Source organism: Acinetobacter legionensis (assembly GCF_057165765.1).
Genome location: NZ_CM169896.1, coordinates 1021930 through 1048135, shown reverse-complemented (window position 1 = coordinate 1048135; position 26206 = coordinate 1021930). Strand labels below are relative to the sequence as shown.

At 41.1% G+C, this 26206-nt stretch carries 19 protein-coding genes and 1 pseudogene; 3 read left to right on the top strand and 17 right to left on the bottom strand.

Annotated elements, in window-relative coordinates:
- Positions 1-31: 31 nt before the first annotated feature.
- On the bottom strand, positions 32-1864 hold the full coding sequence (locus AC2G3J_RS04835) for an ABC transporter ATP-binding protein (protein WP_483770739.1): 1833 nt from the start codon (positions 1862-1864) through the stop codon (positions 32-34).
- Positions 1861-3684 carry an ABC transporter ATP-binding protein gene (locus AC2G3J_RS04830; protein WP_483770738.1) on the bottom strand — a complete coding sequence of 608 codons (1824 nt, stop codon included), beginning with the start codon at positions 3682-3684 and terminating at the stop codon, positions 1861-1863. The genes AC2G3J_RS04835 and AC2G3J_RS04830 overlap by 4 nt, the downstream gene beginning before the upstream one ends.
- 286 nt (positions 3685-3970) lie before the next feature.
- Here AC2G3J_RS04830 and AC2G3J_RS04825 point away from each other — a divergent pair, with 286 nt between their 5' ends.
- Positions 3971-5026, top strand: coding sequence for an ABC transporter substrate-binding protein (locus AC2G3J_RS04825; protein WP_105713533.1), 1056 nt, complete (start codon positions 3971-3973; stop codon positions 5024-5026).
- Between the two features lie 395 nt (positions 5027-5421).
- Here AC2G3J_RS04825 and AC2G3J_RS04820 read toward each other — a convergent pair whose 3' ends face one another.
- The 15 genes and pseudogenes from AC2G3J_RS04820 to AC2G3J_RS04750 form a co-directional block, all read right to left on the bottom strand.
- On the bottom strand, positions 5422-6690 hold the full coding sequence (locus AC2G3J_RS04820) for an acyl-CoA dehydrogenase family protein (RefSeq protein ID WP_336951897.1): 1269 nt from the start codon (positions 6688-6690) through the stop codon (positions 5422-5424).
- 24 nt (positions 6691-6714) lie between these two features.
- Complete coding sequence (locus AC2G3J_RS04815) at positions 6715-8532, bottom strand: dipeptide ABC transporter ATP-binding protein (RefSeq protein WP_483770737.1); 1818 nt, start codon at positions 8530-8532, stop codon at positions 6715-6717.
- Positions 8529-9383: an ABC transporter permease gene (locus tag AC2G3J_RS04810; RefSeq protein WP_336951900.1), complete on the bottom strand. Its 855-nt coding sequence runs from the start codon at positions 9381-9383 to the stop codon at positions 8529-8531. Before AC2G3J_RS04810 ends, AC2G3J_RS04815 begins: the two co-directional genes overlap by 4 nt.
- A complete protein-coding gene (locus AC2G3J_RS04805; RefSeq protein ID WP_224965543.1) occupies positions 9380-10531 on the bottom strand; it encodes an ABC transporter permease in 1152 nt (383 codons plus the stop codon). The genes AC2G3J_RS04810 and AC2G3J_RS04805 overlap by 4 nt, the downstream gene beginning before the upstream one ends.
- A gap of 2 nt (positions 10532-10533) precedes the next feature.
- On the bottom strand, positions 10534-12111 hold the full coding sequence (locus AC2G3J_RS04800; protein ID WP_336951901.1) for an ABC transporter substrate-binding protein: 1578 nt from the start codon (positions 12109-12111) through the stop codon (positions 10534-10536).
- 12 nt (positions 12112-12123) lie between these two features.
- Complete coding sequence (locus AC2G3J_RS04795; RefSeq protein ID WP_336951902.1) at positions 12124-13317, bottom strand: LLM class flavin-dependent oxidoreductase; 1194 nt, start codon at positions 13315-13317, stop codon at positions 12124-12126.
- Between the two features lie 33 nt (positions 13318-13350).
- Positions 13351-14061, bottom strand: coding sequence for a class II aldolase/adducin family protein (locus AC2G3J_RS04790; protein ID WP_336951903.1), 711 nt, complete (start codon positions 14059-14061; stop codon positions 13351-13353).
- Between the two features lie 15 nt (positions 14062-14076).
- Positions 14077-15135, bottom strand: coding sequence for an ABC transporter substrate-binding protein (locus AC2G3J_RS04785; RefSeq protein WP_336951904.1), 1059 nt, complete (start codon positions 15133-15135; stop codon positions 14077-14079).
- 286 nt (positions 15136-15421) lie between these two features.
- Positions 15422-15853: pseudogene (locus AC2G3J_RS04780) on the bottom strand (TonB-dependent siderophore receptor); the annotation flags it as partial.
- Positions 15854-15957: 104 nt separating this feature from the next.
- Entirely contained in the window at positions 15958-17016 is a 1059-nt protein-coding gene (locus tag AC2G3J_RS04775) for a 2,3-butanediol dehydrogenase (RefSeq protein WP_483770736.1), read from the bottom strand.
- A gap of 22 nt (positions 17017-17038) precedes the next feature.
- Positions 17039-17824, bottom strand: a complete 786-nt coding sequence (locus tag AC2G3J_RS04770; protein ID WP_336951906.1) for an acetoin reductase — start codon at positions 17822-17824, stop codon at positions 17039-17041.
- A gap of 11 nt (positions 17825-17835) precedes the next feature.
- The gene (gene lpdA / locus AC2G3J_RS04765; protein ID WP_336951907.1) at positions 17836-19236 is read right to left on the bottom strand and encodes a dihydrolipoyl dehydrogenase; all 1401 of its coding nucleotides are present in this window, start codon (positions 19234-19236) and stop codon (positions 17836-17838) included.
- Positions 19237-19246: 10 nt separating this feature from the next.
- Positions 19247-20782 (bottom strand): dihydrolipoamide acetyltransferase family protein, encoded by a 1536-nt coding sequence (locus AC2G3J_RS04760; protein WP_336951908.1) that lies wholly within the window; start codon positions 20780-20782, stop codon positions 19247-19249.
- 1 nt (position 20783) lies between these two features.
- The gene (locus AC2G3J_RS04755; RefSeq protein ID WP_004717558.1) at positions 20784-21803 is read right to left on the bottom strand and encodes an alpha-ketoacid dehydrogenase subunit beta; all 1020 of its coding nucleotides are present in this window, start codon (positions 21801-21803) and stop codon (positions 20784-20786) included.
- Between the two features lie 15 nt (positions 21804-21818).
- Positions 21819-22781 carry a thiamine pyrophosphate-dependent dehydrogenase E1 component subunit alpha gene (locus AC2G3J_RS04750; RefSeq protein WP_336951909.1) on the bottom strand — a complete coding sequence of 321 codons (963 nt, stop codon included), beginning with the start codon at positions 22779-22781 and terminating at the stop codon, positions 21819-21821.
- A 362-nt stretch (positions 22782-23143) separates the two neighbouring features.
- On the opposite strand from AC2G3J_RS04750, the gene lipA reads away from it, so the two are divergent.
- Positions 23144-24136, top strand: a complete 993-nt coding sequence (gene lipA, locus AC2G3J_RS04745) for a lipoyl synthase (RefSeq protein WP_483770735.1) — start codon at positions 23144-23146, stop codon at positions 24134-24136.
- Positions 24137-24450: 314 nt separating this feature from the next.
- Complete coding sequence (locus tag AC2G3J_RS04740) at positions 24451-25548, top strand: helix-turn-helix domain-containing protein (protein WP_004717563.1); 1098 nt, start codon at positions 24451-24453, stop codon at positions 25546-25548.
- Positions 25549-26206: the final 658 nt, after the last annotated feature.

The window sequence follows — 26206 nt, the reverse complement described above, 5'->3', positions numbered from 1 at the left end:
AAAACCACAGATTTACTCGTGGCGCATAAGCTTATACAAGTTGATTGTGTAAATAAGATTGATACAACTGATAGTAAGATTGTTGCTGTTGAATCAGTTGTTCATGAGAACCTTGTTCCACTACAGCCCCATTCTCAATCACCACAATTTTGTCTGCTTCTTGAATGGTACTTAAGCGATGTGCGATCACAATACAGGTTCTATTTTTACATAAGCGTCGAAGGGCATATTGGATTTTCTGTTCCGTATAAATATCAATCGCAGAGGTCGCTTCATCTAAAATTAAAATTTTAGGATCAGCCAAATATGCACGTGCGAGACAAACAAGTTGGCGTTGCCCATGACTTAAATTTTTTCCGAGTGTTCCAACTTCAGTAAAATAACCATGAGGAAGCTGTCCTAGAATATCATCTGCACCAAGTTCTTCAATCGCCTGAATCAGTTGTTGATCTGTAGCTTCGGGTTGAATTAAACGTAAATTGTCTAAAATTGTGCCGCTAAACAAGACATTGTCCTGTAAAACAATACTGACATTTTGTCTTAAACTGTCCAGATGAATATCCTGTATCGGATAACGGTCTAAGAAAATCCCACCCTGCTGAGGCTCATAAAACCGTGTCAGTAACTGAACGATCGTGCTTTTACCATGACCTGTAGGCCCCACGATCGCAACCACCGTTCCAGCGTCGATCTCTAAATCAAAATTTTGTAAAACAGCTTTGGTGATATAAGCAAAATGTACAGACTGAAAACGAATATGCCCGTTAAGTTGCCCTAATTTCAACGCATGTGGTGCATCTTGAATGCTAGATTGGGTATCTAAAAGTAGAAATATCCGTTGTGCACACGCTGCACCATTGGCATAACGCTCAAATAAATCGGTCAATTCCTGTAAAGGTGCCAAGAATAAAAACACATAAAAAATACTTTCGGCAAACTGTCCAATACTGATGACACCTTCACTATAAGCATAACTTCCAATCACAATAAAAACTGCGGTTGCCACTGTCGAAAGCAATCCAGTAAATGGGGCAAACCAGCTGGTCCGCTTACTTCCATAAATAATAGAATCATTAAAATCTTTTAAGAGCTGCTGATAGCGCTGTTGATTGGTTTCACTATAATTCAATTGCTGAATAATTTTGGCGCCATTTACCGTTTCAACCAAATGTGCAGTAAATCGACTGCGTTCTTCGGCAACCCGTCCCCAATGCCGTTGTGATGACTTTTTAAATATTGCAGTCATTGTCAATAAAATCGGCAAAGTTGCAAATAAACACCAGAAAAATGAGGGATAAATATGCCACAAAAGCACAGATGCTAATCCGCAACGTAAAATCGCAGAAAGTAGTTCAGGTGGTCCTTGTATCAATACTGGTTCTAAAGTATCGACATCACGATCCGCTCGTGAAATAATTCGGCCCGCTTTAGTTCGATCAAAATAACCAATATTTAAAGCTTGAATATGTTGAAATAATGAACGTCTTAGATCATTAATGACACTTAAAGCCGCTTTTCCAGACAAGTATTTTGATATACCCGCTAATCCAAAACGACACACCCAGCTGAATGCCAGAATAGCAATTGCTATAAAAAGTACTGGCTGATACAACACCAGTTTCCCACCCACTTGCTGAAATCCAGAATCTAAAATGTACTTGACTGCCCATGGACGTACAAAGATGCTCAGCACTTGTAAGATCTCTACTGAGATCATGGCTAGAATTAAATAACGAATCGGATAAAGCAAAGGAATGAGTTTTTTTAACATTCCGCGATGTAGCGCGGTTTTTGCTAAGTTTTCTTCGATCTGCAGATCAGAGATTTTCGTCAGCGGTTGGAAATTTTTAACCGTGGTATTCATGCTTGAATCTCCTGTTGCGCTTTCTGAAATCCCATCAACTCCCGATAAAATTCGCAATGCTGGAGCAATTCTGTGTGGCTCCCTTGAGCAAGAATTTGTCCCTGATCTAATACGATAATGCGATCTGATAAAGAAATCGTGGTCTGTTTATTTGAATTGATCAGGATGGTTCTTTTGAGCTGATTTTTATTGTCAGCCAAGCCTGATAAACGCTGTAACACCTGTTTTTCTGTAGTGGAATCTAAAGCACTGGTTGAATCATCAAGCGCCAAGATTGGCGAGTTTTTTAAAATTGACCGTGCCAGTGCAATCCGTTGTTTTTGCCCTCCAGATAAGGTGACTCCCTTGTCCCCTATTCGTGTCTCCAGACCAGCATCGAGTCGCTGTAACAGTTCAGATGCTGAAGCCAAATGCAACGCGTCTCGCATCTCCTGTTCAGTCGCATCCTGTTTGGCTATTTTTAAGTTATCCGCCAAGGTTCCTGAGAAAAAGAAATTATCTTGCGGAATAATCTGAACCATATGACGTAAGTTAACCAAACTCAGATCTTTAAGATTGAGCCAACCGCGTTGAACTGAACCAATCCAGACCTGCCCTGCGGTTGGATCGATAAAACGATTGAGCAAGTTCATCAGTGTGGTTTTACCCGCTCCAGTTTTCCCCACAATGGTGACGATTTCACCTGCTCGGAATTCAACATTACACTGTTTTAAAATATACTTTTCTGTGTTTCGATCCTGAAAACTGACATTTTCCAGTCGAATATTTAAACCTTCATCCCCATCAGCATCCCCTTGTAGTGGCAAAGCATGTGCAGCATCTACAATTGCCGATTTCTCATCTAGCATTTGCCATATTCGAGTTGCCGATGAACGTGCATCTGCAAAAATATGTAAGACCTGTCCAATACTTTCAATACGAAACACCAATAAATTTGCCATAAGTACAGCAGCCACAAATTGCCCAATCTGTAATTGATTTTGTCCAATTAAGTAGCCACCAAACCCAATCACCCATAAGTAGGAACAGGCAATAATCATTTGAGGAATCGGTAAGCGTTGTGCACTGGTGCGAATGGTTTGAATAGAATGACGAATAAAGCTATCAACCGCAGCATCAAAACGTTGTAAGAGCTTTTCCTCAAGTTGAAAGGCTTTGACCACTCGAATGCCATTGACGCTTTCAGCCAAAGTATCACTGACTTTTTCATAGGCATAGGCAACTTGATGATCCAGCACCACCAACTGATTGGTCAGTTTAAACAGCACTGCTAGGCCTAGAAAAATAAAAATAAGCGGGACGATCCCCAACCAAGGATGATACCAACACAACAATCCGACTGTTGCGGCGACCACTAGACTGGATTCAAACACTTGTCGCCAAAAATTAATCAAAGCTTCTTTTAATTTATCTGAATCTCGGGTGGTTCTTGATAAAACTTCACCTAATCCGTGTTTCCAGTGCCATGAAACATCTAAATGCTGGACCTGGCTAAAGATTCTTTCTCTTAAAATACTTAACAATTGCTGTCCAATCGTCAAGGCACTTAAACCCGCTAAATATTGAATAATGGCACGAAGTAAAGCGATACTCGTCAGTAGAATAAACCAAAACCACGGATTTAACGGATCTGTAAAAGCATGCTGAAATAAACGTTCAGGTTGGCTGTGTTTTAGCGTATCAATCGCATGTCCGATTGAATATTGCTGTAGTGCTAAGCCAAAATTGGCAAGGACAAATAATGTTGCCGTCAATACAAAGCGAAATGGCATAAAACGATATAAGGCCAAACTTCGCAGCAGTGGATAATTTTTAAACATAAAAATAAAACAACAACTAAAGATCTATAGCTCACTGCGAGATCTATGCCAAATTTTTCAAAGGCATAAATATTTTAATCTACTGTTTTATATTATTTTTTTAAAAAACATGTTTGATGAGATGTTTGATTTAAAACATCCGCACTTGTTATCTGTTGTTATTGCAACAATATTTGATATATCAACATCACAAAAATAGATATTAAAAATATATTTTAAATATCAACAAGTTAAACAATGGCATCAATATTGCTTTAAAGCATTCAAATCACAACAGGATGTCACAATGACAACACTTCAAACGCAACCATTGAATACACTTTGGTATACACGCTGTCCAGTTCCTACAGGGCTCGGAATCTCGATTCAAAAAGGCTGGCTAAAAGAAAAATTTATTGAGCAACAAATTGAAATTAAATCAATTCGTGAATCGAACTCAAAAGAGATTCGTAACTCACATTTTAACCATACCCTTGCCAATTCAGTTCGGCATGGTGGCAGTATTCCTGCAATTTGGGCATATGCTTCTGGACAAAAAACCAAAGTCATCGGTTTATCTTGGGCAGATGAAGTCCAATTACTGCTGACTCGATATGATTCCCAAATTAAGACGGTTGAGGATCTAAAAGGTAAACGCTTTGGGCTCCCACTGAATCAAGATGCCATCATCGATTTCTCTCGTGCTCAAGCCATTCGCGGTTTAGAAAATGCATTAAAAACAGTAAATCTTAAGGTCAGTGATCTGGAACTGGTGGATTGTCTGCGTGCTGATATATTAGTGGCACAACAGCAAAATCATACCGAAGAAAATGATGCGAGTTTCTTTAGCAATCGTAATAAACTGAGCGCAAGTGCAGAGATTGTGGCTTTAATCAAAGGGGATGTCGATGCCATCTTTTTAAAAGGCGCACATGCAGCACAAATTGCCCATGATTTTGCCCTGCATACCATTATTGATATTGGTTCACATCCCGACCCTATCCTACGTTCAAATAATGGTACCCCTCGAACACTAACTGTGGATGAAGATTTTCTATCGCAATATCCACAACAAGCTCAATCCATTGTCGATGCGGTTTTACAAGCTGAACAATGGGCGCATGTGCATGCAGATGAAACTCACCGCTATCTGGCTAAAGAATGTAATAGCAGTGAACAATGGGTTCATGCAGCTTATGGCGCAGATGCACATCTCAAACTGAATACCAATTTTGATGAAACATCGATTATTGCCTTACAAGACCTCAGTGACTTTCTCTATCGCTGGAAGTTTATTCCAGCTCAAATTAATGTTCGTGAATGGCTAGCACAAGACATTGCTATTCATGCACAAGTGGCTTAACAATACGAAAAAATAAAAGGTTGTCGTAATGACAACCTTTTATTTTTCAGCTTTCAAATTTAAGACATCCCCCTATACAAAAGCTTCTGACTATTCTCAACGCATAAAGAACTGCTATGCTCATGAATAACAATTATCTTAATGGCGTCTTACTGAAGTTCTTAACCAGCTCTTACCTAGCCTCAGAATCAGTCAACGGCTCACGCTACTTTTGTTCCGGGAAAATGAGACTCCAAACTTTGCAAGAAAAGCATCTTGCAGAGTGCTGCTTCTCACCGTAAAACTCACTGCCCACCATCAGCTCGTTTAATCAATCGCAAAACATATGCGATTAAGTACTGCCTCAAACAGTTGTGGATGAGGTTTACGAATAGCATATTTTTATCGAACTCAAATTATGACTTAAATTTGGTCACATTTTCAGCCTGTTTCTTTAAAAGTACAGAGTTATATTCACCAGGTGGAATATTATTTAAATAATAATTTCCAACATGATATAAACGCCAACGAATCGGATCATGTGTGGTATGCGTACGTGCATTACGCCAGAAACGATCTAAATTCCATTTTGACAAAGTAGAGCTTGCTCCAAGTAAGCCAAAAATTTCACTGGAAATTTTCAAAGATGCATGGTCGGACTGACTCCGTGTGGCAGCCACAGATAAAATCAATTCAGTTTGTAAAGCTTCATCTTCCAGATTGGTTAAATGCTGCTCAAAAATCGCTGCTGAGCGATCTAAAAGTGCTTCTGCTGAACGGACCAAAACTGCAAACTCGCCAATTTGCTTAATGATATGCGGTTCCTGTGTCGGGGAGTCGACACCACTTTCCACCCAAGGACGAGCATTCTGTTGCAAATAATCAATCCCCCCTTCAAGTGCACCTTTGGCAATACCTGTATCCATAGCTGCATGCAAAATCTGAGGCCAAGTTAAACCTGTGCGTAGCACTGTCCCTAAACCACCAGTATTGCGCTTGGCAACATAGCGTTCATCGACAATAACGTCTTTAAAATTGACTGTACCACTGACACTATTGTTTTGCCCCATTGCATCCCAATCATCAAGCAGTTCTACCCCATGCGTATCACGATGAATCAAGATCGAAACAGGTCCATCATCACTGCCTGCAAATAAAGAGATCCACTCAGCCAATAAAGAGCCTGTGGAATAAAATTTACTGCCATTTAAGATTAACTGCCCTTGTGAATTTCTTTCTACACGAGTCTTATGCTGAAATTTATCTTTTCCGCCCACTTCTGCGAGTGCATTGCCTAAACGTTTACCACTCAATACATCACGCAATAATTGATCGCGAATATCATCCTCATAACCCGTTAAAATTCCTCGAAACATGGTGAAATGAATTTGTAGAAGTTGTCCCACACCACCATCTGCAGATGAAATGATCTTTACCACATTGACCAATGTGCTAATACTCGCACCTAAACCACCAAATTGTTGAGGAACAATAATCGCTGTCAGACCTGCTTCTGAAATTAGGCGGGCCTGTTCATAAGGAACACTTTTGTTATATTGAGGATCTTGGGCAAATTCTGTCAGTTGTTTTGCTACTGCCTTGGCAATATCCAATGCTTCTTGTTCACTTTGAATATGTCTTATACTGCCCAATTCTAAAAAATTGTGTTGCTGAATATCGTTCATTTTAACTCCGGAAAATCTCTTTTTTTATGCACAGATACGCTGTGCTGTAGTCTTAAATAAGCTGGGGGCATGTGTAAGCAAAGTTTTGGTATACGCATGTTGCGGATGACTCAGTACTTGATCGGTTTCACCGTATTCCACCAGATGGCCATTTTTTAAAACGGCAACTCGATCAGCAATTGCTCTAACTACCCCAAGGTTATGGGTAACAAAAAGTAAAGTTACGCCTTGCTTTTGCAATTGTTGCAACAGTTTTAAAATAGATGCTTGTACTGAGACATCTAAAGCAGAAGTAATTTCATCGCAAATCAAGACATCAGGCTGACATAACAGCGCTCGTGCAATCGCTACACGTTGCCGTTCTCCGCCAGATAAATCTCTTGGGTAGAGTTCTTGAACCTGTGGAGGAAGCGATACTTGTTGAAGTACCTGAACGACCTTTTGTTGAGTTTCTTGCTGAGATGTAGCAAAAAAGTGCTGAACCACTTTAGTGAGTGTCTGTCCTATGGTATTTGCTGGATTCAAGGCTTTATATGGATTTTGAAAGATATATTGCAGTTTATGTCGTTGTGTTAACTGACGTTTTTGTCCCTGCAAGGACAATACTTCATCTGCTAAAATCACCTGACCTTCTGCATTTTCATTCAGTCCTGCAATCACTCTAGACAGTGTGGTTTTACCTGAACCAGACTCCCCGACTAAGGCCAAACATTCTCCACGCTGTATTTGAAAAGAAACATCGAAAAGTGCTTGTTGCTGGCCATACCAAGCATTGATATGTTCTACTTTAAGCAGTGCCTGTTGATCTGTTTTTAATTCAATCATATGCGGATCAAGCTCTTGAAAATTGATCACGCTCACTTCATCCCAATGATGACAAGCAACAAAATGTGGATCAAATGCTTGAGATAACAGGGTTAATTTCGGTTGCTGTTGATGACATAATTCGCTAGCGAAAGTACATCTTGCGGCAAAAGCACATCCTGTTGGACGATCATTCGGTGAGGGTGCATGTCCTTCGATGGGGGATAAATATTTACGAATCGACACATCGGGGATGGCATTGAGTAAACCTTGGGTATAAGGATGTTTTGGCGTTTCAAATAACTGGCTTAATGCGGCATCTTCTGCAATCTGGCCTGAATACAGGACGATTACGCGATCTGCAATATCTTTCACCACAGTCAAATCATGTGATACATAAATTGCTGCGACATTATATTCGCGACATAATTTACGAATAATATTCAGCACTAAAGTTTGGGTCGTAACATCCAATGCTGTTGTCGGTTCATCCAAGACAATTAAGCGAGGCTGTAACAAAAATGCCAATGCTAATAAAATCCGTTGTTGTTGCCCGCCAGAAAGTTGATGAGGATAGCGCTTTAAAAACACATCATCCTGAGGCAATCCCACTTCATCTAAAATTTTAGCAACTTTATGATTTCTTTCACTACTGGATAAGCGTAATTGATGGACTTCTAATAACTCAAGTAGATGCTGTCCAATGGTTAATGCTGGATTTAGTGCCGTTCCCGGATCTTGGGCAACGTGACTGATTTTATAACCTCGAATTTGACGCAAGGCGTGATCGTCAAGACTGAGGATATCTTGTCCATCCAGCGCAATTGTGCCTTGAATAATTTTGGCACCATGTCGTGCATAGCCCAATAACGCACTCGACAATGTGGTTTTACCTGAACCACTTTCTCCCACCAACCCAAGGACTTCGCCCTCATTTAAATGAAAAGAAATATTCGAAACCACATGATTGCCTGTGTTGACCAATGCCACCGTTAAGTCTTTTACCTGTAGTACCGTATTCTTTAAAATCTCTGTCATGGTGATTTTTCCTCAATCCGTGCTGCGGCACGCCCTACACCTTCAGCCAACACATTGGTTCCCAGCGCAAACAAAGCAATTAAAATCACCGGTGCAAATACTGCCCACGGTTGAACCAATAACCCAGCACGATTTTCATTAATCATCAGGCCCCAATCGGCTGCAGGAGGTGCGATACCATAACCAAGAAAAGCCAGACCAGATAACATGCCAACAGCCCACGTCAACATCACCCCAAGATGAATTAATAAGGGTGTCAGCATATTGGGTAGGATTTCACGGAATAAAATATAGCTTTTCGAGTAACCTAAAATTTTGGCGGCCTCTACATACTCTTGCTCAACCAAATTTAGCGCAACACTTCGTGCAAGACGTACTACCCCAGGAATAAAAGCAATCGAAACAGTGAGCACAATCAGCCATGGCTCACGCCCTAGCATCGAAACGATTAATAGCACTAAAATCAGATCAGGAAATGCCATAAAAACATCCGTCAGCCAAGTCACAAACTGGTCAACTTTATCTCGTGCAAAAGCAGCCAATATGCCTAAACTGGAACCAATAATTAAAGCCACCAGACTGGCAGCGAGGGTCATCCAAATAATTGAAGCACCACCCGCTAATACACGAGACCAAACATCATGCCCAATATAGTCATAGCCAAGAAAAGCCTGTGCTTCAGGCGCACCATAGGTCATGCCCACTAAGGCAGTTGGTTCAAAAGGAACCAGCACTGGGCCAATAAGCGCAAATATCAAAACTAAGCTTGTCACTACAAAACCAAAACGAACTTGTCGCTCAGAAATCAAGGCTTTAAAAAACTTACGTTGATACCAATGAAGTGTGCTCATTTTCCCTCTCCCGAATTGATATTCTTCAAGGCATTACGGCGATCCACAGGCTTTACCGTAATCGGTCGGCCAGATTTCCATAAACGTAATGCCTGACGTAAACCAGGTGAGCGGGCTTTATGTTTTTTTGCAGTGCGTATTTTCGGTGTGAGTAAAGTCGTAATTAAGTCTGCAATTAAATTGACCACCACCACACAGATGGTCAGCAATAACACAATCGCTTGAATCGTAGGAATATCCCGCATTTCAATTGCTGCATTCAATGCATTGCCAATTCCCGGATAACTAAATACAACCTCAATAATTAAAGCCCCACTGAGTAAAACCCGTATGGTCAATGCCGTGCCTTGTACCACGGGCACTAAAGCATTAGGTAAAACATGCTTCCAGATAATGCGACGCTCTGGAATACCACGTAATCGTGCTGAAGTGACATAATCGGACTCTAAGGCATCGATCATTGAGCCTCGCACAAGACGCATGAGATAAGGAATAAGCGATAAAGCTAAAGTTAAAATGGGTAAAATTAAAAACTCTAGCTGGCTAAACGGAGACTGCCCAGGAATCAACAATGATGCAGCAGGTAATACATGCATGATCGAAGTTGAAAACAACATCATCAGCCAAATGGCAATGACAAATCCGGGCACTGCTTTAAAAATAATCGAGCTAGATACAATGATTCGGTCTAGTTTGCTATCACGACGTAGCGATAACCAAACCCCAAGTAAAACTGAAATCGGCACAGTGATTGCCACTACCAAGCTACTCAAAGCAAGCGTATTACCAAAATAGTTTTGAATAATCTGTAACACAGGTACATTAGAATCAATTGAGCGTCCAAAATTACCTTGTAATAATTGAGTCAGCCAATTCCAGTATTGCACCAATATCGGTTGAGTCAGCCCCAATTGTTCACGCAGTATTTGAACCGTAGCTTCTGGTGCTTCTGGCCCTAAAATGACCCGCGCAGGGTCAGATGGAAGCGCTTGAGTCGCGATAAATACAATTAAACTAATCACAAAAATCACTAAAATTCCTGACACGATACGGGTCAAAAACCAAGGTAACCATGCAGGAAATTCAAACGACTTGGCGATAGCTGGATGTTGAATCGAGCTTTCAATTTTGCTGGCTTGAGTCGTCATCATTACTCCCCTTTACGCCAAAACTCATCAGTTCGCCATGCTGCAAAACCGGTTCGATCAGGTGTTACACCACCAATCTGATGAGAATGTGCATCTAAAACATTGTTAAAACCCCAAATCAGTAAGCCACCTTGTTCATGTTGAATTTGCTGTGCCTCATGCACCAGAACTTTGCGTTTTTCCAGATCAGGCTGTTGCAATGCGTGATGCACCAGCTCCGTAAAACGGGCTTGATTAAAACGGGTTTTGTTATTGGCTGCACCGGGTCCATCAATCTGCAATACCGTCAATAAAAATGGACGAGAAACATTTGAACCTGTACTCAATGCCCAATCTTGTTTGACTGCATCTGCAAATGTTGCAGCTTCAACTTGTTTAACGTTTACAATCACGCCAGCTTGCGCTGCATGTTGCGCAAACACCAAGGCGGCATTGCTATCTGGTCCTGTATATAAATCAACTTTTAAGTTTTGATCAAAACCAGCAGCTTTTAATAGTGTTTTAGCTTTGGCTAAATCTTGCTTACGCTGTGGAATTTCATGGTTATAAACAGGATCACTAAATGAATACAGATCGTTGGCAATTCGTCCTTGACCCGCCAATGCCCGTTTCACTAAATCATCCCGATTGGCAATCAAACGAAATGCTTGTCTGACACGAGGATCATTAAACGGTGCTTTAGTGGTATTCATATCGAAGGATTGCCAAGCATCTGTTTCAGATGAAACAACACTCAGTCGTTTATTGGCTTGAATCAAAGATAAATGCTCGGCACTAATACCTGATGCAATATCAATTTGCCCTGATTGCAAAGCAGCAAGACGCCCGGTTTGCTCTTTAAAATCTATAATTTCAATGGCATCTGCATAAGGCTGATTGTCTTTCCAATAATTTTCAAAACGTACGAAACGGGAACGTTGACCTGGGGTAAAACTTTCTAGCTTAAACGGGCCTGCTCCGACGACATTCTTGATTGGGTCATAATCTGTTGGAACAATACCGCCCCAACTCATCCATGCTTCAGGTAGGGCTACTAAGCCTTTGCCTTGAGCAAATGGAATTTCAACGGTGTAATCATCCCGCTTTTTAATCGCATCGCGCTGTAGTGAATACAGATAAGCCGCAAAGGGAGACGCCAGTTTAGGATCGGTCAAACGACGTAAAGAGAAAATGACATCATCGGCTGTAATGGTTTTACCATGATGAAACTCAAGCCCTTTCTTTAGCCGAATCGTCCATTTAGTGCCATCCTCATTGGGTTCTGCAAATTCAGCAAGCGCCAATTTAGGTTGAATATCTCGCCCCCATTCCCATAATTTGGCATATAACGGCCAACCTCTAAAGGCACTCGACATCCCAATCGGCTTATGGGCATCTAAATTTCCAGCTTGATTACCATTAATCACCCCAATTTTGATCACTCCACCTTTTTGCGGTGTGGTATGCTGGCTTGTATGTGCAGCAGCTTCATTTGATGCTGAGGAATCGGAACGAGAACACCCAATCAGGCTTGCTGCTGCAATCGTACCTAGACCTAAACCCGTATTTTTAATTAATACTCTGCGCGTAATTTTACTCATAGGATTCTCCTTTTAAACCACAGTTTCTTGATTCAACAGAGAATCTACAGACGAGCATTTTTTTAACTTCGGTAACTCAAAACCATGATCGAGCTCAAGTAAAGGAAACAACAAGTCTGCAACACGATAAACTTCCGTAATTAAAGGAAAACCTGACAAAATAAATGCAGATGTACCGTAGCTTTCATATTCTTGGATACGTTGAGCAATATTTTCAGCGCTCCCGACCAATGCGGTCCCCGCAGCGGGATTTAAGATATCAAAACCAAACAGTGATGGCCCTGTCCAAATATTTGGATAAATTTCAAAGTCTTTAGCTTGAGGTAATATCCCCTGACGTAAGCGTTCTAAATTTTTTTGAACAATCGGGTTACTACTCTGATAGCTTTCGAAAGTTTCATTGGGTGGAAGCTGACGTTTTACAGCTTCAATCGCATAATTCACATCAATTTTATCGAGTAGAGACTGCGCGTATTGCCACGCTTCTTCTTCGGTTTCACGAACGATAATTTGTAAGCGAGTTCCATACTGCAAAGTTCGTCCAACTTTAGCGGCTTCTTTTGCAACTTTACTGAATTTTTCTCCCAGCAGCGGCGGTGTGTTGGCAAAGCTTAAATACACATCCAGCAATTCCACTGAATGTTGTACCCCTTTGGCTGATGTGCCAGCTCCCCACAGCGGTACGCCTTGTTTTTGGGTTGCCCCATGCCATTTTGACATCGGTGAAGCCCCCTCTTGACGTGGAGCAACTTGAATAAACTCACCCTGAAAGCCAGATTTATCGCCTAAATAATTCTGTTGAAATGTGCTCCAGTATTCTTTACTAAAGTCATAGCGTTCATCATGTGAATAATGAATACCCAATGCGGCAAGTCCCTGATCATTGCCATTGACCACATTAAACAACAAACGTCCCTGAGAGAAAGAGTCAAAAGTTTGTGCATATTTGGCTAAAACTGCGGGTTGAACTTCACCTGGATGCTGCGCCACCAAAAACTTCAGGCGCTCAGTAAAAGGAATTAAACTCGCAGCAACTGCCAGTGTTTCATACTCACTTGTACCCATGAGTGAACCGTAAAACCCCAGACGATCTGCGGTAATTGCAATTTGTTGTAAATGTTCATAATCGGTATCCCAGCGTCCCGACTCCAACCAAGGATAGGGACCATCAGGAGAGGTGAGATACCATAAAAGTTTTACAGCCATAATATTCTCTATATTTGTTTTTAAATCATGTTTCTAATGGAGTGGAAGTAATCCCAGTGATTTTGCTTTTTCAGTCAATCCACTCATTTTCCACTGTTGCTGTAGCACCCCTTGCCCATATTCACGACTTCCCCCAACCAGTTCTGCTAACAGTTGAATTTGAGCACCTTCTTCAAGCAATAAAATAAATTCAGCAGTTTCTTGTAGACCTTGACGCCCCCAAACTGTGGCACCGCCATTGGCTTCCAAAATAGCCCGATGCTCAATATCAATCTTGAGTTGATCTAAAATAAAATCGACTTCTGCTTGACGGCGATCGATATAAATCGGCAGTTCATTAAATAAATGAAAACGCTGAACAGGCACATAACGAATCGGTAGGGTTCGGTGTGTTTGGGCCCAAGCACCTAAATTCGGTGCATGTACATGAGAGATTGTGGTGACATCTGCATGTTCACAAAATAGTTTGTTATAACGGCCACCCGCACCTTTTCGTCCCAATAAAACTTCACCATCAAGTTTCTCTACCAATACTTTGCTTTTTTTATCTCGTGACCAAGGACCTGCATAGTTAAAGGTCACCAAGGTATTTTCAGGGGCGCGTTCAACAAAATTGACTGTGCCATTGGCAGTGATGGTGCCCGTCTCACGGAACACCTCAAATGCAAATTCAGCTTTTTGACGGTTGCGTTCAATAAAATCATTAAGTTCAGGGGAAAGTGGCGATTGAATCAGTGTAGTCATGATAAATATCCTGTTTTAACGTTGTTTATTTTGGCGACGCTTTAAAACTTCGAGTAATGGGCGATGATCGACCCATGTATCAAGATCGACGTCTTTTTCAAGGAAGCCATGTAACCAAAGGAAATCTTTTTGTTGTTTTAAAAGCTCAAGGCGTTCTGCACTTAATGAAGGATGTAAAGATTTATGAAAATTATTACGATACGCTGTAGCCACACTTTCAGCACCCGCAATGGTTTCATCTTGTAGAATAACCAGCACTTCATCTAAATGATCTTCTGCCCAATCTGCGGTATCAAAAAGCTCTTCCAAAAAGTCAACGACGACATCAAAGTGATGTTCCAATAAATCTTCATGTACCGTGATAGGTCGAGGTGTCCCGTTGTTCACACGCGAAGTCACATCTGTAAATTGATCTAAATCGATACCGACTTTTAAACCACGTTTGGTGGCTGCCTCAACAGCCGATGCCCCTTTGACATACACGGCATCCACCTCACCTGTAATCAAGGCATCAAGGCCTGACCAATAGGCACTGGCATCACGATCTTGTTTCGATTCAGCTCGCTCAGGAACTTCAATAAAATCAACATCACGGAAACTTAAATTTGCAAGTTGTAAAGCCCCTCGAATACCTTGTAATGACATGGCTCTAAAAATACTGCCTGCACGTTTATCGGCATATTCAGGTAAAGCCACTTTGGTATTTTTTAAATCTTCAGGCTGACGAATTGCTGAATCTGGTCGAACAATAATCACTTGCCATTCATCAATCCAAGTTAATCCAATCAGACGACTTGGGGCACCTTCTGAACGCGCAGCCAAAGCAGGTACATTACCTCCTTCACGGAATAAAGCCGGGAGCTGATGATCAAAATGATGCACAGACAAGCCTTTACGCGCATCTTGCAATACCGCAACATCAATACCATGTCGCTCAAATTTTTCGACTAAGGTGCCGCGTTTTAATGAGATTCCTGTTGCAGTGGGTACAGGACATCGTGTGACCCAAATTTCAGATAAAGTACTTTTTACAAACTCTTTAGAATTTTCTTTTTTATCGATGACAAGTGACATAGGTATTCCTTAAGATACTTCCAATTTCATATCACTTGTATTGAGCAGCTTTTATGCCAATATTTATTTTTATAATTTTCAATATCTTATACAAAATCTAATTTTAATAAATGTTTAGATTTCATCACTTGTTTTAGATTTAGTGTTGTTTTATCAACAGCGCTTTAAGCAAGCCTGCCCTGAGACAAAAATCCCATCCGCATTATTTTTTGATTGAACAGATTTAAAGCCCCTCATTGAATCAACATACAGCACCATATAAAAATATAGTGCTGTATCGCTTAAATTAAAAATCGATAGAAGCCGACAGCATAAAAGTTCGAGGTGCACCCAAGGCTAAACTGGACAATTGTGGCATGCCCCAATACGCCTTATTGGTCACGTTATTGATACTCGCAGCTAAGTTTAGTGGAAAACTTGAAACATTGGTCTTATATCTCGCCTCAACATCAAACAGTGTTCGTTCAGAAGCATGTAGTGTATGTTCCTGATTGATATATTGCTTTGAAACTGCTGTGGCATTTCCAGTCTAGATTAAACCCTGCAAAATCGAAATATCCCACTCCATACCTAATTTCGCCTGTTGCTTGGCAACCCCAGTCGCAATATTGCCTTGATTTTTACCACCTGCAGTTTGGGTTAATTCAGGATCAATATAGGCAACACCACCGATTACACCAAGATTCGCAATAGGTGCTCCAAAGAAGCTCCATTCAATTTCACTTCAGCTAAAACTTGTTATTGATTATTGATCAGTAATTGTGAAGCCCTCCCACACACGATTCATTAACCAATAACATGCCTTATTGAGTAGTATGATTTCTAGGGATGCACAATAATCTTGACCGCAGATTCGTTGTTATGAATCAAGGTTTCAAAGCCTTGCGAAACCAAATCATCTAAAGCAATTCTTTGGGTAATAAAAGGTTCTAAATTGATTTTACCTTGCTCAACCAAGCGAATGGTTTCTTGATGGTCATTAACATAGGCTATCGTACCGCGAATATCCAGCTCTTTCATCACCACACTATGCACATTAATCGTTGCAGGATGACTCCAGATCGAAACTATCACTACCACACCAGTTGGTTTCATAGCTGCCACCAGTGTATCCATGACCTTATTGACACTACTGCATTCAAAAGCCACGTCTACCCCACGGTCTTGGGTGATTTTCATGACTTCAGCCACAACATCCACTTGAGACGGATCTAGCACATAGTCGGCAACACCCGCTTCTAAGGCTTTTTCTTTACGTTTTGCACTGAGCTCGGTAATGATGACGGTTAAGCCTTTGGCCTTTAAAATTGCAGACAATAACAATCCAATCGGGCCCGCTCCACCCACCAAGGCAATATCACCTGACTTTGCTCCACTTCTTACAAAGGCATGATGCCCGACAGATAAAGGCTCAATCAATGCGGCTTGATCCAACGGAATTTGGGCAGAAATGGGATGTACCCAACGGCGTTGTACCGCAATTTTTTCAGATAGCCCACCACCGCGACCACCTAGACCAATAAAATTCATATTTTTTGACAAGTGATAATTGTCATGCGGTCCAGTCGGAACATCATCCGCAATGATATAAGGCTCAACCACAACATGTTGCCCCACCTGAATATCATCAACGCCATCCCCTACAGCGTACACCACACCTGAAAACTCATGCCCCATGGTTACAGGTGCAGCTTCACCCGAAATCGGGTGCGGATGACCACACGGAGGAATAAAAATTGGACCATCGATAAATTCATGTAAATCTGTGCCACAAATACCACACCATGCGACTTGAATGCCAACTGTTCCTGGTTGTACCTGTGGTTCTGGAATATCCTCTATTCGGATATCCCCTTTATCATAAAAACGAGCTGCTTTCATAGATGCATTCCTCATTCCAATATTAACGATAAACCATTCCGCCATCGGTCAAAATTGACTGTCCAGTAATATAATCAGCGTCCTCACTGGCTAGAAAAGCAACCAATGCGGCAACATCATCTGGGGTTTCGGCACGTCCTAAAGCAATTCCATCCACATATTTCTGATATGTTTCACCAACGGGTGCACCAGTGATATCAGCGAAACGTTGATCTATTTCCACCCACATATCTGTACCAACTACACCGGGACAGTAACTATTCACAGTGATACCAGCACTGGCATATTCTTTTGCTGCTGTTTGAGTCAAAGCACGAACGGCAAATTTAGTAGCTGAATAGACACCAAGCAAAGCAAAACCTTCATGCCCAGCAATCGAACATGCATTGATAATTTTGCCAGAATTTCGGCGCTGTTTAAATTTATCGGCAGCGGCCTGAATCCCCCACAGCACACCACCCACATTGATATTCATAATCCGATTAAATTCATCTGGACTGACCTCTGCCAAGGCTTGGACTTGGGCAATCCCTGCATTATTAATAATGATATCAAAGCCATTTAATGTTGATTCTGCATGGTCAATCGCACTGCTGATTTGTACAGGATCAGCAACATCTGCAATAAATGTGGTGGCTTTAACCCCAAATGCTTGAATCTCTTGCTGAACAGCAGTTAACTTTTCTTGGTGAAGATCAACCAAGGCAATATGTACGCCCTCTTGTGCCAAGCGTAAAGCAATACCGCGTCCTATGCCCTGTGCGGCACCAGTAATTAATGCGACTTTATTGTTTAGACCTCTAGGCATGTTGCGACTCCTTAAATATGGATTGCACGTTGCATTGCCGATAAAACCGACTCATGCATCGCCTCAGATAACGTAGGATGTGGGAAAATAACCTGTGCTAGGCTTTCATCAGTGGCTTCTAAATATTTAGCGATGGCAAAGCCCTGAATATGTTCAGTGACCTCATGACCCACCATGTGTGCCCCCAATAATTCCCCTGTTTCTTGATTAAAAATAGTTTTTACAAATCCTGTGGTCTCGCTTAAAGCCAAAGCTTTACCATTGGCTTGTAAAGGGAATCTACCCACATTGATTGTAAAACCAGCTGCTTTGGCTTTTTGCTCGCTTAGACCAATACTTGCCACCTGCGGATGGGTAAAAATACACCCTGGAATTTGGCTACGATCTAAAGCATGTACATGCGTCAGCCCTGCAATTTTTTCTACACATAAAATTGCTTCATGACTGGCTTTATGCGCCAAGCACGGCGCACCAGCGACATCACCAATGGCATAAACTCCAACTACATTGGTCTTACACCACGGATCAACTTTGATAAAACTATGCTCAAACTCAATACCCAATTTTTCTAAACCCAAATTTTGAGTATTAGGTTGTACACCAATTGCGGAAAGGACTTTTTCAACAGTAATGATTTGTACACCTGTTGCGGTTTCAACATGGCAATGTACTTGGTCCTTATCTATTTCGATGTTTTGTACAGCAGCTTCAGTCAAAACCGTCATACCATGCTGTTCAAATTGCTTTTGCACATATTTGGCAACTTCAATGTCTTCACTAGGTAGGATCTGTTTGGCAATATCAACCAAAGTCACTTGGCAACCTAAGTCCTGATATAAACTGGCAAACTCACTGCCAATGGCCCCTGAACCAATTACCAAAAGTGATTTCGGCAAGTGTTCTGGGACTAAAGCTTCTTTATAACTCCAGACATGCTGTCCATCGACAGGGACATGCGCTAAATTGGCGGCTCTGGCGCCCGTAGCCACAATAATATGCGGTGCAGAAATCTGCTGTTTTTGACCCTTTGCATCAGTCAGTTCTAAGCTTTCTTTCTCGATAAATTGAGCGCTTGCATTAAATACAGTAACTTGATTCTTTTTCAGTAATTGCCCAATCCCTTGTACCAACTGTTCAGAAACCTGACGGCTATGACGAACCAGTTGTTGGATATCAAAATCAATAGAACCTAAAGAAAAACCAAACTGTTGTGAATGTTTAAATTGCTGTGCAAGTGCCGCTCCACTCAATAAAGCTTTGGTTGGAATACAGCCCCAATTCAGGCAAATTCCACCCAAATGCTTTTCTTCTACAATGGCGGTTTTTAAACCCAGTTGGGCTGCACGTATCGCAGCCACATAGCCACCTGGACCAGCGCCAATCACAATGAGATCAAATTGTGTGTCTGACATGCTCATACTCCTACACCAAAATCAATGCAGGATTTTCAACAAACTGCTTAAATGCTGCCAAGAACTGTGCACCTAACGCCCCATCAATCACCCGATGATCACAAGACAAGGTCGCGGTGACCATCTGTCGAATCACGATGCTCTCATTTTCAACAATTGCCCGTTTTTCTGCTGCACCTAAAGCTAAAATCGCACCTTGGGGTGGGTTAATAATCGCGTCAAACTGTTGAACGCCGAGCATACCTAAATTCGAAATACTGAAACTACCGCCCTGAAATTCATCAGGCGCCAATTTGCCAGTTTTGGCACGTGTTGCAAGATCACGCATATCATTGGAAATTTGTGCCAAAGACTTGGTATTGGCAGCTTTAATGATTGGAGTGATGAGGCCATTCTCAATCGCTACAGCAACAGAGATATCCGCCTGATCAAACTGCAAAATCTGCTGATTCTCTTCATCAAACTGAACATTGACCTGTGGCACTTTGATCAATGCAGCTGCTGCCGCTTTAATCAACATGTCATTGATTGACAATTTCACTTGCGGCACAGTGGCATTAATCTGTTGACGTAGTCCCTGAATAGCATCCACATTTAAATTTACGGTTAAACGGAAGTGTGGTGCATTACGTTTTGCTGCCTGTAAGCGTGAAGCAATGGCTTTACGCATACCATTCATCGCAATGGTGGTCACCTTGGCAGTTTCAGTTCGCATTACATCAGCGCTATTTTGGGCAAGTGCAGGGTTTTCACGCTGATGAACTGCTTCAACATCTTCCTTACAAATACGCCCTCTTGATCCTGAGGCACGACAGTCATGTAAATTAATGCCCCATTGTTTGGCTAAACGACGTGCAACTGGTGTTGCCAACACTTGGCTATCATCAGCTTTAGATTTCGCCACTTTACCACTCGGTTGCTGCCGAATATCGGGCCATGATCCACCCGCAGCTTGAACTGCGTTTTGAATGTCTTGCACACTGATACGACCTCCACGCCCTGAGCCTGAAACCAGCGCCAAATTCACTTGATGCTTTTCAGCCAATTTCAAGGCATGCGGTGTTGCAAAAACATCCTCAACATGTTGATAACCTTGTAATGCAGCAGGAATTACATAACCATTTTGGGCAACAGCTTTTGATACCTGCTCAATACGATTCTGTTTAGGCGCAGTTTGTGGCTTGGTTTCAGGCTGCGTTGCCGTCAGCTTTTCAGTAACCACTTCAACAGCTTTGCTTTCATTGAGAATAGGTGCGCCAGCCAAAGATTGAGCAAAGGCATCAATTTCAGCATCGGAAACTTGCGCATCTGCACAAATTGCAATGATCCCGCCCACCACTAAAGTATCGCCATTATTGGCAATGATTTTACGCAAGGTACTATCAAACGGTGCTTCAAGGACATTGACGATTTTTGTGGTCTCAATTTCACAAATTTCTTGTCCTTTACTAAACTGCTCGCCTGCTTGAATCAACCATTGGGCAATGGTGCCCTCTTCCATCGACAAACCCCATTTTGGGATTTCTAAAGTTTTAATTTCGCTCATCCTAAGCCTCCAACGTTTTACGTACAGCCTGTTCGATACGTTCTACACTTGGTAGCCATTGTTTTTCTAATACGGGTGAAAATGGCACAGGTGAATGCGGTGGTGTCACCAGTTCAATGGGTGCTTTGAGATAATGAAAGCCTTTTTGTGCAATCAGTGCGGCCACATCATGCCCAAAACCACAACGGGCAGCAGACTCATCAACAATCACCACACGCCCTGTTGACGCTACAGATTCTAAAATGCCTTCTTCATCCAATGGAGAAATCGTTCGTGGATCGACAACTTCGACAGAAATTCCCTCCTTAGCAAGCTTATCCGCGACTTCATTAGCACGATGCACCATTAAACTTAAGGCAATAATCGTGACATCGGTTCCTTCACGGGTGTAATTTGCTACACCAAAAGGAATGGTATATGGTTCATCTGGCACTTCACCTTTGATGTCATAAAGCAATTTATGTTCACAAAAAACCACTGGGTCATCATCACGGATGGCTTGGATCAATAAGCCTTTTACATCATATGCACTGGACGGCACCACGACTTTTAAACCGGGTACAGCAGCAAACACGTTATACGGGGATTGTGAATGTTGTGCGGCAGCAGAAAAGCCTGCGCCGATCATGCCTCGAACCACCAAAGGCGCTTTGGCTTTTCCACCAAACATATAACGAAATTTGGCCGCTTGGTTATACAACATGTCATGACATACGCCATAGAAGTCCATAAACATCAGGTCAGCCACAGGTCGTAAACCTGTTGCAGCAGCCCCTGCCGCCATTCCAATAATTGCAGATTCAGTGATCGGGGTATCAATCACACGCTCAGAGCCAAACTCTGTCCATAGCCCTTTGGTGACACCAAGTACGCCCCCAAAGCCTTCGAGTTTATTGTCATCTGTATTTTTACCGCCATGCCCGCCACGCACATCTTCACCGACAACAATCACACTTGGGTCACGGCGCATTTCTGATTCAATCGCTTCTTTAATCGCGTTTCGATAACTTTTATTTGGCATTGTTTTACTATTCCTTTAGTAAGAGACATAAACGTCAGTAAGAAGTTGAGAAAGTTCTGGATAATTGGCAGCACGTGCATTTGCGACAGCAGCATCGACATTGGCTTTTGATTCAACATCAATTGCATCCAGCGTGGCTTCAGCAATCTTGCCTTTGACTTTTTCACGGAAAATTTTCAACGGATCTTTATGCTCTTTGACATAATCGAGTTCTTCTTTGGAACGAATCAGTCCTGGGTCACCTTCAAAGTGTCCATAAAAACGATTGGTAATGGTTTCAATCACACTTGGGCCTTCGCCACGCCGTGCACGTTCAATGGCTTTTTGGGCGACCTCATACACAGCAAAGAAATCTGTCCCATCTACTTTTTCAGCAGGCATCCCAAAAGCCGCAGCACGACCTGCAATGTCTTTGCTTCCGACTGCATAATCATGCGCAGTACCTTCACCAAAACCATTATTTTCAAAAACAAAAATCACGGGAAGTTTTAAAACCACAGCCATATTCATGGCTTCAAAGGTCAGACCTTGGTTAGAACCACCATCCCCAGTAAATGACAAACCAACTCCACCCGTCTTTAAGGTTTTTGCGGTTAACGCTGCACCAATTGCCAAAGGTGGCCCACCACCAACAATTCCGTTGGCTCCCAGCATACCTTTGTCTAGATCAGCAATATGCATTGAACCGCCTTTGCCACGGCACAAACCATCATCTTTACCAAAAATTTCCAACATCATGCCGTGAATATCACATCCTTTGGCAATGCAGTGACCGTGACCACGATGGGTTGAGGTAATAAAATCTTTGTCAGTCAAATTTTCACAAATTCCAACGGCTACCGCTTCTTCACCACTGTAAAGATGGATAAATCCGGGAATATCACCTGTATTATTTTCATCGTGAAGTCGATCCTCAAACTCACGAATATCTCGCATCCGTCTGTATGCTGCTAGCAATTGCTCTTCCGTTAATTGCATATACTTATTCCTTCATGCTCACAGTTAAAAGTAAAAACCATATATTTAAAAATAAATATTGGTATTTAAAACCCGTATATTTATATAAAATTATTTCATTAAAAATTAATATTAGACTAAAAAAATATCTCTTTATAAAACACAATAAAAATATTAAAAACAGCACCTTACAAAGCAAAAAATATTTGTAAATTTTTATAATTTTCAAAAACTTAAAAAATCAAACCTTTAACCAACCTTTATTTTATAATATTAATATTTTTCACTCTTTTATTATATTTAAAAAAATTTTAAATATAATTGACATCGAAAATAAAAATGTCATCTTATATTAAGTTATATTATTTAATGGACTATTTAAAATGGATTTAAAAGTTTCAGTCACCACAGGACAAAAACTACGTGGTGCAGATAAATTGGCACGTATTCCAGTAAAAATTATCAGTACAGAACAGATCCCTCAAAAGCCTGAATGGATTCGTGCCAAGATCAGCCAGCCTGAAGAAGTGCAACGTATTAAAAATTTATTACGTCAACAAAAACTACATACCGTATGTGAAGAAGCCGCGTGCCCCAATTTGCCACAATGCTTTGGTGGTGGAACAGCGACCTTTATGATTATGGGAGATATTTGTACCCGTCGATGCCCATTTTGTGATGTGGCGCATGGACGTCCAAATATTTTAGATGCTGATGAACCGAAACATTTAGCAGAAACTGTTAAAAATCTAAATTTAAACTATGTGGTGATTACCTCAGTAGACCGTGATGATCTTATTGACGGTGGAGCAGAACACTTTGCTGCATGTATTCGAGAAATCCGTAAAAGTAGTCCAGATACGCTGATTGAGATTTTAGTCCCTGATTTTCGAGGCAGATTAGAAGTTGCCCTCAACATTCTGAGCGAAACCCCGCCAGATGTATTTAATCATAATATTGAAACGGTCCCTCGTTTGTACCGTGCAATGCGTCCAGGTTCAGATTATCAACATTCACTGGAACTGTTAAAACGGTTTAAGCATTTACGCCCAGACATCGCAACGAAATGTGGCTTGATGGTGGGATTAGGTGAAGTCGAAGCAGAAGTTATTGTGTTGCTGAATGACCTCAGTGACTATCAGGTGGACTATGTCACCATTGGTCAATACTTACAGCCGTCTAAATCTCATGCCTCAATACATCGTTTTGTTTCATTGAAAGAGTTTGAACATTATCAAGCACATGGTGAGTTATTAGGGTTTAAAAATATATGGAGTGCGCCAATGGTTCGTTCCAGCTATTTTGCTGATCGTCAATACAAGGGCGAGCCTGTACCCAAGCCGTTTACACGTGAAAACATTGTCACAGAAATTTAGGATGATTCAGTGTTCAAAGTGAATATGGACGCCTAAACATTAAACAATGAGTACTAAAAAATGAGTACTAAAAAGATCACACTGTCTTTTTATTGGTAACTTTATTTAACATTTGTGAGCAGAAAACTCATTTCAAAGCGAAACATTAACTTCTAAAGTAAAATAAATGAATTAATAAAGATGATTATTTTCGGAACACTATTTGTTTGAATATAGCTTAAAATCTGGTGTGATCATCAACTAAAATCACCAGACACAACGACAAAGAATACAAGGTATTAATGGCATAACCATTCATCATAAAGGAATATGATATGAAGCTATTGAATCAATTACAGCCACAAGCGCTTCGTTTACAGACCACACATTTTGTCAATATCGAATCCGTCACTGCTGCGCCACTTCTCGCTTTACCTACCGAACTAGAACCGTCACTGTTTCGTCGTTCTCTTCAACATAATTATGCGGATTTACTAAAAATTGCAGATGATTCTGAAATGGCAATTGGAATCACAGATCATCATGGCACATTACTTTGGACATGGAGCAGCCGTGCTATGCTCTCCTCTGCTGAGCAAGTGCATTTTGTCGAAGGTGGACATTGGTCAACACAGGCTGTCGGTACAAATGCGATTGGTTTGGCTTTAAATAATCATCTCTCTAGCTGTGTTTATTCACATGAAAATCAGATGAACAGTGTACAGGATTGGGTTTGTTATGCCGCGCCGATTGTTGACCCTGTATCTGGACAATTTCATGGTGTGATTAATTTATCGACCAAGTACAAGAAGCATACTTCACTGGGTGTATTGGCTGTAGAGCGCTGCGCAGAGTTGGTTCAACGTGCGATTCAATTTGAACAAAAAAACATGCTTTACCTTAAAGTTTTTGGTACACCTAAAGTTCAATTTAACCAACAGCTTTTAACTTTGACCCATCGACAAATTGAAATTCTATGCATTCTTGTGTTACACCCAGAGGGTATTAACCTAGATGAACTGCACTATGCGTTATACGGTGATCGGGACATTAGTGAAAAAACCTTAAAAGCAGAAATGTCACAATTACGCACCTTGCTCCCTAACTGTATTTTATCGCGCCCGTATAAGTTAGTTTGTGAGATTCAAACCGACTTTACCAGAGCTGAACAATCCCTCAATGCAGGTTTTCTCGCCAGTACATTTTCACTCTACAAAGGAAGTTTTTTGGCGAAATCAGAAAGCCCTTTCTTGACCACATGGCGTGATTGTTTCGATGCGCGTTTAAGTCATCTGATTTATCAAATTCAGGATATTGACCCGCTTTTAAAAATTATTAGTCGTCTTCCTGAACGTAATGATGCAATACAACGGGTACTGGAATTATTGCCTGAACAAAGTCAGCATCGTGCGTATTTTTTAAAATTACTTTAGGCTCAATGAACTTAGATATTTTATTGCACAACTGATAGCACAGCTCTGTTTTGCCCTGATGTTTAAGGCTATAAAGTTGCTCTGTATAAAAATAATAAGTGAATCAATCTAAGACTAATTTTTAAAGCCAACGACAGAAAATGCACGGTAAATATAGTCAACCTGTCAAAAAAAATCAGACACAATAATATAATTTCTCTTAATTAATATTTTTAATTAAATCAATAATATGATGAAATAGTTTGTTTAATTATATAAAAGCTTACACTGCCACATCTTACATTCAAAGTTTAAATCCCTTTGCGTAGGCGATGCCTCACTTTCGTAGGAGGTGCCAAACCTTGCGCTTCAAACAAAGCAGTGCTTTGTTTTTGCTCATGTTGAGCGAGGGGTAGGATCACCAGCTATGATTCAAAAGTACAAAAATGAATTGATAACCAACAATTTTTAATAGTTCATACAAAAACATAAGCTTCATTTATGCTCAATGACTTGATGCAAATCACTTGTATGAAATAATTAGGTGATTTGACTATATAGAAAATTATAAGATTAAAATTAATATATTTTTCACGCAATTAAAATAAACCATGAGCCTGATCAATACTACAACGTCTCACAATCTTACCTCTCTCCGCAATAAATCGATTGCTAAAAT

Bases quoted from the DNA above. Each gene is read 5' to 3' on its own strand.
- AC2G3J_RS04810 (WP_336951900.1), bottom strand. From the start codon at position 9,383: ATGAGCACACTTCATTGGTATCAACGTAAGTTTTTTAAAGCCTTGATT.
- AC2G3J_RS04770 (WP_336951906.1), bottom strand. From the start codon at position 17,824: ATGCCTAGAGGTCTAAACAATAAAGTCGCATTAATTACTGGTGCCGCA.
- AC2G3J_RS04820 (WP_336951897.1), bottom strand. From the start codon at position 6,690: ATGAACGATATTCAGCAACACAATTTTTTAGAATTGGGCAGTATAAGA.
- AC2G3J_RS04795 (WP_336951902.1), bottom strand. From the start codon at position 13,317: ATGGCTGTAAAACTTTTATGGTATCTCACCTCTCCTGATGGTCCCTAT.
- lipA (WP_483770735.1), top strand. From the start codon at position 23,144: ATGGATTTAAAAGTTTCAGTCACCACAGGACAAAAACTACGTGGTGCA.
- AC2G3J_RS04800 (WP_336951901.1), bottom strand. From the start codon at position 12,111: ATGAGTAAAATTACGCGCAGAGTATTAATTAAAAATACGGGTTTAGGT.
- AC2G3J_RS04755 (WP_004717558.1), bottom strand. From the start codon at position 21,803: ATGCCAAATAAAAGTTATCGAAACGCGATTAAAGAAGCGATTGAATCA.
- AC2G3J_RS04785 (WP_336951904.1), bottom strand. From the start codon at position 15,135: ATGTCACTTGTCATCGATAAAAAAGAAAATTCTAAAGAGTTTGTAAAA.
- AC2G3J_RS04815 (WP_483770737.1), bottom strand. From the start codon at position 8,532: ATGACAGAGATTTTAAAGAATACGGTACTACAGGTAAAAGACTTAACG.
- AC2G3J_RS04835 (WP_483770739.1), bottom strand. From the start codon at position 1,864: ATGAATACCACGGTTAAAAATTTCCAACCGCTGACGAAAATCTCTGAT.
- AC2G3J_RS04775 (WP_483770736.1), bottom strand. From the start codon at position 17,016: ATGAAAGCAGCTCGTTTTTATGATAAAGGGGATATCCGAATAGAGGAT.
- AC2G3J_RS04790 (WP_336951903.1), bottom strand. From the start codon at position 14,061: ATGACTACACTGATTCAATCGCCACTTTCCCCTGAACTTAATGATTTT.
- AC2G3J_RS04825 (WP_105713533.1), top strand. From the start codon at position 3,971: ATGACAACACTTCAAACGCAACCATTGAATACACTTTGGTATACACGC.
- AC2G3J_RS04750 (WP_336951909.1), bottom strand. From the start codon at position 22,781: ATGCAATTAACGGAAGAGCAATTGCTAGCAGCATACAGACGGATGCGA.
- AC2G3J_RS04760 (WP_336951908.1), bottom strand. From the start codon at position 20,782: ATGAGCGAAATTAAAACTTTAGAAATCCCAAAATGGGGTTTGTCGATG.
- AC2G3J_RS04740 (WP_004717563.1), top strand. From the start codon at position 24,451: ATGAAGCTATTGAATCAATTACAGCCACAAGCGCTTCGTTTACAGACC.
- AC2G3J_RS04805 (WP_224965543.1), bottom strand. From the start codon at position 10,531: ATGACGACTCAAGCCAGCAAAATTGAAAGCTCGATTCAACATCCAGCT.
- AC2G3J_RS04830 (WP_483770738.1), bottom strand. From the start codon at position 3,684: ATGTTTAAAAATTATCCACTGCTGCGAAGTTTGGCCTTATATCGTTTT.
- lpdA (WP_336951907.1), bottom strand. From the start codon at position 19,236: ATGTCAGACACACAATTTGATCTCATTGTGATTGGCGCTGGTCCAGGT.